Consider the following 7209-nt stretch of genomic DNA (forward strand, 5'->3'; position numbering starts at 1 on the left):
CGGTCGAGTTGCCGAAGGTGAAGATGCCGCCCGTGTGCACGAAGGGCTTCGGGGTGCCGTCCAGCGCCGCGAGGACCGTGCGGACGAAGTCGGGGTCGACGTCCTGCGCACTCGCGGTGTGGACGACGGCATCGGTCTCGTGGGCCAGGCGCTCGACGATGTCGGTGTCGGTGACGTCCTCGACGAGGGCGATGCCGCCGGCGTCACGGACGGCAGCGGCTTTCTCGTCGGAACGGACCACGGCGGTCACCGCGTGGCCGTGCGCGAGGAGGGAGCGGAGGACGGCAGAGCCGATGTAGCCGGACGCGCCGGTGAGGAAGACGTGCATGGCCCCAGGATGGCAGAGCGGGTGCCGACGTCGTCCAGGACGGCTCAGACGGACAGGCTCCACGCGCGGCGCTTGACGAGGACGTGCCCGCGTGAGGTCGTCAGGCGGCTCCACGGGCCGGTCTCGAACAGCCGCACCGGGTCGTGCCCGAGGAACCCGAGGCTCTCGCCTGCGAACCCGGCGCCCGCGGGGACGTGCTCGATGCCCTGGACCGGGCGCCCCCAGACCTCGGACCGGATCCGACGGACGATGGCTTCGCCGGCGTTCGCCGGGACCGCGTCGGCCACCTCGGCGATGCCGGCCTTGGCGGCGCGACGCAAGAGCTCCGGCGAGATGTCGGGCAGCGGGACCCATCCGCCGCGCGGCGGCGAGATCGCAGCCCACGTGACGGTCTGGACCTCGTGCGGCAGCTCGACCTCGACCGGGGTGGCCCGCGTGGGGTCGGCGCCCTCGGCTCCTTCGGCGTCGTGCGCCTCGGCGAGCAGCCGCAGCCGTTCCTGGAACGAGGCGAGCGGCACCACGGCGTCGATCGCGGCCGGCTCCGTCAACGAGAACGTCCGGAGTCCGAGCACCGTGGGGAGTTCGTCGAGCAGCCCGAGGGGGTACATGATCGCGGTGTACACGGCCAGGACGCCCGAGTCCGCGATGAGGCGGACCGATCCGTCCTCGACCCGTGCGGCACGGGCGAGGTACGTACGGAGGTCGCCCAGCGAAGCGGCGTCGGGCAGCGTGAACGAGGTGCTCATGTCGGTGACGATCCTATCGGGAGGGGTCCTCCGTAGACTGCGGGGGTGGTGATCGGTGAACCGGACTTCCTGCGGACCCTGCGACTCGCGGACACGGGGGCGGCGACGCGTGAGCGGGTCTTCACCGGTGAGAACCACTGGTCACCGGGCGGGCGGGTGTTCGGCGGGCAGGTCCTGGCGCAGTGCATCGTCGCCGCGCAGGCCACCATCGAGGATCGGGCGATCCACTCGCTGCACGGGTACTTCCTGCGGCCGGGTGACATCCACACGCCGATCACGTTCGGGGTCGAGCAGATCCACGACGGCCGGTCGTTCGCCACACGCCGCGCGCAGGCCTACCAGAAGGGCGTGCCGATCTTCTCGATGATCGCGTCGTTCCAGACCGAGGACGCCGGCGTCGAGCACCAGGACCCGTTCCCGGTGGACGTGCCGTCTCCGGAGTCGCTTCCCACCGCCGCGTCGATCCTGGCCTCGATCGACCACCCCGTCGCGCGTGCGTGGGCCGAACGTGCCATCGACCTGCGGCACGTCGAGGGCCCGGTCTTCGTGGACGTGCAGGGCGAGCACGTGCCGCACCAGGCCGTGTGGTTCCGCGTCCAGGGTGACCTGCCAGACGACCCGGGACTCCACCGCGCCGTCCTGGCCTACGCGAGTGACCTGTCGATCCTCGAACCGATCATGCGTCGCCATGGGGTGGCCTGGGGAACGCACGGGGTCAAGAGCGCGAGTCTCGACCACGCGATGTGGTGGCACCGCGACGGGCGTGCCGACGACTGGATCCTGTACACGCAGGAGTCGCCGAGCGCGCAGGGGGGACGCGGGCTGGCGTTCGGGCGGATGTTCTCGCGGGACGGTCGGCTGCTGGCGAGCGTCGCACAAGAGGGCATGATGCGCATCCCCCGCTGACGAGGATCCGGTGATGTCGGTCCGGTGATGTCGGCCTGGTGACGTCGGCCTGGTGACGCCGCCCTGGTGAGGCCGGCCTGATGACGCCGCCCTGGGGACGCCGGTCCGATGAACACGCGTCAGGGGCGCGAGAACACCACTGCCGGCTCGATGTACGGCTCGCACGCAGCACGCTCGACCTCGGTGAGGCGCCGAGGACGGTTCGTCTCGGCGTCGACCATCACGAGCGTGGTCGTCGCCCGGGTGTAGAGCTCGGCGGGTTGGTGTCCCACCGGGGACCAGACCTCGTACGAGATGTCGAGGCTCGCTCCTCCGACGTGCCCGATCCAGAGCTGGATGTCGAGCGGGCGTCGGAAGTACGGCGTCGATGCCAGGTACTCGAGGCGCTGGGCCGCGATGACCGTCATCGTGCCGGACCCGGGTCGACCGTCGATGATCGGCTCCGGGGCGGATCCCGACGCGTCGACCTCGTCGGGATCCGGTGCCCAGAACGCCAGGACGCGGGCTTCTTCGAGCAGCCGGAGCATCGCCGAGTTGTTGACGTGCCCGTAGGCGTCGATGTCACTCCAGCGGATGCGGACCGGCGTGTGCAGCCTGGCCACGCGGGTCAGTCCCGGGTGAGCTTGCGGTACGTCGCCCGGCCGGGCTTGGCCGCGTCGGCACCGAGGCGCTCGATCTTGTTCTCCTCGTACGCCTCGAAGTTGCCCTCGAACCAGTACCAGTTCGGCGTTCCGTCCTCGTTGAGGCCTTCCCACGCCAGGATGTGCGTCGCGATGCGGTCGAGGAACCACCGGTCGTGGGTGATGACCACGGCGCAGCCCGGGTACTCGAGCAGCGCGTTCTCGAGGCTGCCGAGGGTCTCGACGTCCAGGTCGTTGGTCGGCTCGTCGAGGAGCAGCAGGTTGCCGCCCTGCTTGAGCGTCAGCGCGAGGTTCAGGCGGTTGCGCTCACCACCCGACAGGATGCCGGCACGCTTCTGCTGGTCCGGCCCCTTAAAGCCGAACTGCGACACGTAGGCACGCGACGGGATCTCGGTCTTGCCGACCTGGATGTAGTCGAGCCCGTCGGACACGACCTCCCACAGGTTCTTGTTCGGGTCGATGCCGCCACGGCTCTGGTCGACGTACGAGATGTCGACCGTCTCACCGATCTTGAGCGTGCCGCCGTCGAGCGGCTCGAGACCGACGATCGTCTTGAACAGCGTGGTCTTGCCGACGCCGTTCGGACCGATCACGCCGACGATGCCGTTGCGGGGCAGCGTGAAGGAGAGGTCGCCGATGATCACGCGGTCGCCGAACTGCTTGTGCAGCTTGTCCGCGTCGATGACCTGGGAGCCGAGGCGCGGTCCCACGGGGATCACGATCTCCTCGAAGTCGAGCTTGCGGGTGCGCTCGGCCTCGGTGACCATCTCGTCGTAGCGCGCCAGACGGGCCTTGGACTTGGCCTGACGGCCCTTGGTGTTGCTGCGGACCCAGTCGAGCTCGGACGTCAGGCGCTTGGCGAGCTTGGCGTCCTTCTTGCCCTGGACCTCGAGCCGGGCGCGCTTCTTCTCGAGGTAGGTCGAGTAGTTGCCCTCGTACGGGTAGAGACGACCGCGGTCGACCTCGGCGATCCACTGCGCGACGTGGTCGAGGAAGTACCGGTCGTGGGTCACGGCGAGCACGGCGCCGTGGTACTGCTGCAGGTGCTGCTCGAGCCACTGCACGCTCTCGGCGTCGAGGTGGTTGGTGGGCTCGTCGAGGAGCAGCAGGTCGGGCTTCTGCAGCAGGAGCTTGCAGAGCGCCACGCGGCGCTTCTCACCACCGGACAGGTGCGTGACGAGCTCGTCCCCCGGGGGGCACTGGAGCGCGGCCATCGCCTGCTCGAGCTGCGAGTCGAGGTCCCACGCGTCTGCCGCGTCGATCTCTTCCTGCAGGGTGCCCATCTCGGCCAGGAGCGCGTCGAAGTCGGCGTCGGGCTCGGCCATCAGCGCGGAGATCTCGTTGAAGCGCGCGAGCTTGCCGTGGACCTCGCCCACGCCTTCCTGCACGTTCTCGAGCACGGTCTTCGTCTCGTCGAGCTCGGGCTCCTGCATCAGGATGCCGACCGAGAAGCCGGGCGTCAGCTTCGCTTCGCCGTTGGAGGGCTGGTCGAGACCGGCCATGATCTTGAGGATCGTCGACTTCCCGGCACCGTTCGGACCGACGACGCCGATCTTGGCGCCGGGGAGGAACGACATCGTGACGTCGTCGAGGATCAGCTTGTCGCCGACCGCCTTGCGGGCACGGACCATCTGGTAGATGTACTCAGCCATATCGCGGTCAAGTGTAGTGACAGGACCGGCAGAACGTGACGGTGCGAGCACGTCAGGCCGCTTCCGGGTGCTCGACGCCCGGCGCTGCGGAGGGCACGCGCTCGTCGACCCCGTGCAGTCGGTCGGTCGCCGACGCAGCGGTTGCGGCCTCTGGCAGGTCGTCGTCGTCGACGTCCGTCGCTCCGGGGAGCTCGTCGGCTGCCGGGTCCTGGTGTCCGTTCCGGTCCTCGACCTCGCCGGTGACGGGGTTGACGACCGGACCGGAGCCGGGGGCCGCGGTGGCTTCGGACGCGTGCCTCGGGACCTTGATCCAGTTGCTGATGCCCCAGGCGAGGTCCTGCCCCATGGCTTCGGCGTCGATCTCGACCGAGGTGCCGCCGCGTCCGTCGCGCTCCCACGTCCGGATCCGGACCCGCCCCGTCACGAGGATGCGGTCGCCCTTCTTGACGGACTTGTGCACGTTGGCCGCGAGCGACCGGAAGGCCGTGACGGTGAACCAGTTGGTGGGGCCGTTGGTCCAGACGGAGTTCGCCCGGTCCCAGCGGCGCGACGGCGAGGCGAGGCGCATGCTCGTGATGGCGATGCCGGTCTCAGTGACGAGGTGGCGGGGCTCGGTCGCGACGATGCCGCAGACGGTGATGGTGTCGTTCATGCGGTCGATCGTGGTCGAGCCCCGGTCCGCGATGCGGACCGGGGCTCGATGTGTGTGGTGGCTACCCGATCAGGCGACCTGTGGAGGACGCGTCCCCCGGGCCTCCTGTCCGGACCGGCGCAGCACGCCGGTCCGCGGACCGTTCAGTGGGCGCGGAACTCCGGGCGGGAGGCGAGCGGTCCGAGCGCCTTGTGCAGGGCGCCCTTCGCCGTCTCGAGTGAGGGGTATGACCCACCCCCGCCCTCGCGGTGCCCGTAGAGCTCGACCCGGAAGCCGTCCGGCTGTCGGTGGATGCTGCCCACCGCGCCCGCCGGTCCGACCGCGACCCAGGTCTCCGTCGTCGTGTCGTTCGTCATCGTTCGACCACCTCCTCGTGGTTCCCGACGCCCGTCGTGCTAGGACGCCAGGATGTACTGACTGTAGGCCTTGCGGACCTTGTTCACCTTGGGCAGCGCGACTGCGAGGCAGTAGCCCTGACCGGGGTTCTTGGCGAAGAAGTCCTGGTGGTACTCCTCGGCCGGGAAGAACGTCGTGAGGGGCTCGATCGTCGTGACGATCCCGCCGTCCCAGATGTCCGACGCGCGCTCGATGGCCTTCTCGAACAGCGCGCGCTGCTCGTCGTCGGCCGGGAACATCGCGGAGCGGTACTGCGTGCCCACGTCGGCGCCCTGCCGGTTCAGCTGCCGCGGGTCGTGGAGCGTGAAGAACACGTCGAGGATGACGTCGGCGGGGATGACCGACTCGTCGAACGTGACGGCCACCGCTTCGGCGTGACCGGTCGTGCCGGTGCACACCAACTCGTACGACGGGTTGTCCGCCGAACCGCCGATATAGCCGGACACCACGTCCTGCACACCCTGGAGCGTGCGGTACACGGCGTCGAGACACCAGAAACATCCACCTGCGAGCACGAACGTGGTCATGGGATCAACCTATCTTCCTGGCCTCCGAAGAGGCCCGAGTACGGGATACGTCCTCCACAACACACAGCAGCCGTCCACTGTTCCCCAGGTGTCCGGTGCGCGCCGCGCGTGTCGGGGGTCCTCCGTACCGTCGTCCACACCACGACGACCGCACCAGGAGGCACCACCGATGCAGACGACCACCGAGCCCCGGCTTCGCATCCGTACCGCGTCTCCCGTCGTGCGCTCCCACGGCGACCTGCGAATCCTCGACGTGCGGGACGACCTGTCCCGGGTCACCCGCGCGAACGGCGAGATCGTCGGGTACGTCGACCGGGTGGACGTCGCCGGCGACACCGCGTACCGAGCACGACGCTACGTCGCGGCGGAGCGTCGCTTCGTCGAGCTGCCGAACGTCTGGTCGGCCGACGACGCCGTCGACTGCTTGCGCTGGTGACCACCGGCGCCCTGCTGACGATCCGGCGATGTTCCACATCGGAACGACATCCGGTCGGATGCGGGGAACGCCGTTCGTCCTCCCTCGGAACTGACGATCTCGTGGATATGGTGCGCGCATGGACTGGTGGAACGACTTCAGCGACTGGACCTCGTCGGACACGGGCTGGCGAGTGATCTCTGGGGCACTGATCCCCTTCGTGGCGATCGTCGTCGCCGGCATCATCGCAGCGCTCATCGGCCGCGGCGCCACCAAGCGCGTGGTCGCCCTGCAGGAACGCGAGGCGAAGAACAACGCGGTCGCGGCCGTCATCACCGCTGCACGCAAGGCGGCGACGTGGGGCGTGCTCGGACACGACGAGCGGACCTACACCGACCACCTGGCCGAGGACGCCGACATCCGCCTGCGACTGCTGCCGGTCTCCGGGTCGCCGATCGCGGCGAACTGGGCACAGCACGAGATCGCGGACATCAAGAAGAACTCCTCGACCTTCAACTTCCAGGCGGAGCAGTCACTCGCCGAGTTCCGCGACCGACTCCTCGAGTGGCAGGCCCGACCCAACCGCGCGCGCAAGCTGTTCAAGAGCGACCTGGAGCGCTGGAAGTTCGAGACGCCGGACCCGGATGCCGACCTCATCCGTCGCCAGCAGGACTGGAGCGCGGACCAGACAGACGGCAAGCGTCCGACCGCCCCGGCCGCCGCACCGGCACCGACCCCCACGACCACCTCGTTGCGCCCGGCGCCCGTCCGTTCAGCAGAACCCACCGCCTCCGCCTCGTCGGCTCCGTCGGGCGCGTCCGCCGCCACCGCTGTGCTCGCGCCGAGCGCATCGCCGATGTCGGCGCCGCAGGACCCGAACGCCACGACGCCGATCGCTGACGACCGCGAGCAGCAGGGTCTGACGCGTCCGTACTCCCAGGGTGTC

At 69.5% G+C, this 7209-nt stretch carries 10 protein-coding genes; 3 read left to right on the forward strand and 7 right to left on the reverse strand.

The genetic code is table 11. The features are described from left to right. The coding region (locus ASG04_RS17825) for an NAD(P)H-binding protein (protein WP_235515470.1) at positions 1-328 on the reverse strand (328 nt) is incomplete at its 3' end. Positions 329-372: 44 nt separating this feature from the next. Then, positions 373-1074: a hypothetical protein gene (locus ASG04_RS07365; protein WP_056121980.1), complete on the reverse strand. Its 702-nt coding sequence runs from the start codon at positions 1072-1074 to the stop codon at positions 373-375. Between the two features lie 48 nt (positions 1075-1122). On the opposite strand from ASG04_RS07365, the gene ASG04_RS07370 reads away from it, so the two are divergent. Then, positions 1123-1980, forward strand: coding sequence for an acyl-CoA thioesterase (locus ASG04_RS07370; RefSeq protein ID WP_082518005.1), 858 nt, complete (start codon positions 1123-1125; stop codon positions 1978-1980). A 119-nt stretch (positions 1981-2099) separates the two neighbouring features. Here ASG04_RS07370 and ASG04_RS07375 read toward each other — a convergent pair whose 3' ends face one another. The 5 genes from ASG04_RS07375 to msrA all read right to left on the reverse strand — a co-directional run bounded on the left by ASG04_RS07375 (position 2100) and on the right by msrA (position 5848). Continuing rightward, positions 2100-2582 carry an acyl-CoA thioesterase gene (locus ASG04_RS07375; protein ID WP_056121983.1) on the reverse strand — a complete coding sequence of 161 codons (483 nt, stop codon included), beginning with the start codon at positions 2580-2582 and terminating at the stop codon, positions 2100-2102. A 5-nt stretch (positions 2583-2587) separates the two neighbouring features. Then, positions 2588-4273: an energy-dependent translational throttle protein EttA gene (ettA, locus tag ASG04_RS07380; protein WP_056121985.1), complete on the reverse strand. Its 1686-nt coding sequence runs from the start codon at positions 4271-4273 to the stop codon at positions 2588-2590. Positions 4274-4325: 52 nt separating this feature from the next. Then, a complete protein-coding gene (locus ASG04_RS07385) occupies positions 4326-4925 on the reverse strand; it encodes a single-stranded DNA-binding protein (protein WP_056121987.1) in 600 nt (199 codons plus the stop codon). Positions 4926-5068: 143 nt separating this feature from the next. Then, positions 5069-5281, reverse strand: a complete 213-nt coding sequence (locus ASG04_RS07390; protein WP_056121989.1) for a hypothetical protein — start codon at positions 5279-5281, stop codon at positions 5069-5071. A 39-nt stretch (positions 5282-5320) separates the two neighbouring features. Further along, the gene (msrA, locus tag ASG04_RS07395) at positions 5321-5848 is read right to left on the reverse strand and encodes a peptide-methionine (S)-S-oxide reductase MsrA (RefSeq protein WP_056121991.1); all 528 of its coding nucleotides are present in this window, start codon (positions 5846-5848) and stop codon (positions 5321-5323) included. Positions 5849-6017: 169 nt separating this feature from the next. Between msrA and ASG04_RS07400 the strand changes: the two genes are divergently transcribed. After that, positions 6018-6284, forward strand: a complete 267-nt coding sequence (locus ASG04_RS07400) for a hypothetical protein (protein ID WP_056121993.1) — start codon at positions 6018-6020, stop codon at positions 6282-6284. Positions 6285-6402: 118 nt separating this feature from the next. Further along, positions 6403-7209: hypothetical protein (locus ASG04_RS07405; protein WP_162241698.1), on the forward strand; the 807-nt coding region annotated here is incomplete at its 3' end.

This window comes from Curtobacterium sp. Leaf183 (genome assembly GCF_001424385.1).
Taxonomy (GTDB): Bacteria; Actinomycetota; Actinomycetes; order Actinomycetales; family Microbacteriaceae; genus Curtobacterium.

Bases quoted from the DNA above. Each gene is read 5' to 3' on its own strand.
- ASG04_RS07365 (WP_056121980.1), bottom strand. From the start codon at position 1,074: ATGAGCACCTCGTTCACGCTGCCCGACGCCGCTTCGCTGGGCGACCTC.
- ASG04_RS07390 (WP_056121989.1), bottom strand. From the start codon at position 5,281: ATGACGAACGACACGACGACGGAGACCTGGGTCGCGGTCGGACCGGCG.
- ASG04_RS07385 (WP_056121987.1), bottom strand. From the start codon at position 4,925: ATGAACGACACCATCACCGTCTGCGGCATCGTCGCGACCGAGCCCCGC.
- ettA (WP_056121985.1), bottom strand. From the start codon at position 4,273: ATGGCTGAGTACATCTACCAGATGGTCCGTGCCCGCAAGGCGGTCGGC.
- ASG04_RS07400 (WP_056121993.1), top strand. From the start codon at position 6,018: ATGCAGACGACCACCGAGCCCCGGCTTCGCATCCGTACCGCGTCTCCC.
- msrA (WP_056121991.1), bottom strand. From the start codon at position 5,848: ATGACCACGTTCGTGCTCGCAGGTGGATGTTTCTGGTGTCTCGACGCC.